Here is a 2,088-nt window from a genome sequence, read left to right as displayed (position 1 = left end):
CGCTCTTCGAACCGTCGACGACGTTCCCCGAGTTCTCCGAACTCGACGTGCGCCCGTCGACGTTGAACCGGATCGGCTTCCTGCGCAAGAATCACCGGGCCGCACTTCCACTGCTGCCCTTCGCTTCCTCATCCATCGAGATCGACGCCGATGTGGTACTCACCAGCACCAGCGGCTGGGCACACGGCTTCCACACTTCCGGCCGCAAGCTCGTCTACTGCTATTCACCTGCGCGATGGCTGTACGAATCGCAGATGTATCTGGGTGAAAGCCGCAGCCCGGCCAAACGTGTTGCCCTCAAGGCTCTCTCGTGGCCGCTACGCCAGTGGGACCGGCGAGCAGCACTGTCGGCGGATCGCTACCTCGCCATCTCCACCGTGATACAGCAACGCATCACCGACGCCTACGGCATCCGATCCACGGTGGTGCCGGCTCCGTTCACGGTCGAGGCCGCCCCCGCGGAGGCCGTGTCAGAGGCAGTGAGCTGGCTCGCCGGCGGCGGCTACTACCTCTGCATCTCGCGGCTGCTGCCGTACAAGAATGTCGACAAGGTGATGGCCGCGTTCGCCGGAACCGACCGCAAGTTGATCGTCGTCGGCCGCGGTCCCGAGGCCGACCGGTTGCGAAAGCTCAAGTCCGACAACGTTCTCATGCTCAGCGATCTGACTTCGGGACAGATGACCTGGCTCTATCGGGGCTGTAACGGTTTGATCGCCGCGAGCTATGAAGATTACGGATTGACCCCCATCGAAGCGGGTTACCACGGCAAGCCCAGCGCCGTGCTCCGCTGGGGCGGCTTCCTCGACACGGTCGAGGAAGGCATCACAGGGGTGTACTTCGATCAGCCACAACCGGATTCGATTCGCGACGCGGTCACCGCTCTCGAACGGACGGCCTGGGAACCACTGAAGATTCAGGCACACGTGGAGCAGTTCAGTGAAGAACGCTTTGCCGCCGAACTCATTTCCGCAGTATCCGAGATCAATGCAGAACGAATCGAGAGGACGGCGTCGCGATGAACAAGCGCGCTTTGATCACCGGCATCACCGGACAGGACGGCCTCTATCTCGCAGAGTTGCTGCTGAGCAAGGGGTACAAGGTGTTCGGTCTGCTTCGCGGACAGAACAATCCGAAAGCTCCGATGCTGGAGCGAGTACTACCTCAGGTCGAGATTCTGCACGGAGACCTACTCGACCTGTCGGCGCTGATGCGCGCATTCGCCGTGGCCGATCCCGACGAGGTCTACAACCTCGGAGCCGTCTCCTTCGTGGCGTACTCCTGGGAGAACGCCCGACTCACCACCGACGTCACCGGCGGCGGAGTGCTGAACATGCTCGAATCCACCCGGTTGTACGAGCAGGTGGCGGGCAAGCAGGTTCGCTTCTACCAAGCCTCCAGCTCCGAGATGTTCGGCAAGGTGCAGCAGGTGCCCCAGCGTGAGGAAACACTGCTGTGGCCACGCTCGCCCTACGGCGTCGCCAAGGTCTACGGCCACTACATGACCATCAACTACCGCGAGTCCTACGACATGCATGCCAGCTCCGGAATTCTCTTCAACCACGAATCACCGCGCCGTGGACCGGAATTCGTGACGCGAAAGGTCTCCCAGGCCGTCGCACGCATCGCACTCGGGCTGCAGAGCGAGATCTCGCTGGGCAACCTCGACGCCAAGCGCGACTGGGGATTCGCCGGCGACTACGTCGAAGCCATGTACCTGATGCTGCAGCAGGACCAGGCCGACGACTACGTCATCTCCACCGGTGAGACCCACTCGATTCGCGAACTCCTCGACCACGCCTTCGCCGCCGTCGACATCGACGACTGGGAGCCCTACGTCAAGATCGACCCACGCTTCCTGCGGCCCGCCGAGGTCGACCTGCTCGTCGGCGATTCGTCGAAAGCGCATGCTGCCCTTGGCTGGAAGCCCAAGGTCGCCTTCCCCGAACTCGTGACCATGATGGTGCACAACGACCTCGCCGAACAGTCCCCCGACACCGTCAAGATCGCGTGAACACCGGGCCCCACCCCACCGCTCTGATCACCGGAGTGGCGGGCCAGGACGGCAGCTACCTCGCCGAACTTCTACTC

General features: G+C 62.7%; 2 protein-coding genes. Both read left to right on the top strand.

The features are described 5' to 3' along the window. The coding region (locus tag A2J02_RS08900) for a glycosyltransferase (protein WP_068049397.1) at positions 1-1,019 on the top strand (1,019 nt) is incomplete at its 5' end. Further along, a complete protein-coding gene (locus tag A2J02_RS08895) occupies positions 1,016-2,011 on the top strand; it encodes a GDP-mannose 4,6-dehydratase (protein ID WP_068049395.1) in 996 nt (331 codons plus the stop codon). The genes A2J02_RS08900 and A2J02_RS08895, both read left to right, overlap by 4 nt. The last annotated feature ends 77 nt before the right edge of the window (positions 2,012-2,088 follow it).

Source organism: Rhodococcus sp. EPR-147, assembly GCF_001647185.1.
In the GTDB taxonomy this organism is placed as follows: domain Bacteria; phylum Actinomycetota; class Actinomycetes; order Mycobacteriales; family Mycobacteriaceae; genus Rhodococcoides.
The sequence above is the reverse complement of the archived record's forward strand: the minus strand, read 5'-3'. Positions and strand labels throughout refer to the sequence as shown.

Coding starts and splice junctions, on each gene's coding strand:
- A2J02_RS08895 (WP_068049395.1), top strand. CDS start 1,016: ATGAACAAGCGCGCTTTGATCACCGGCATCACCGGACAGGACGGCCTC.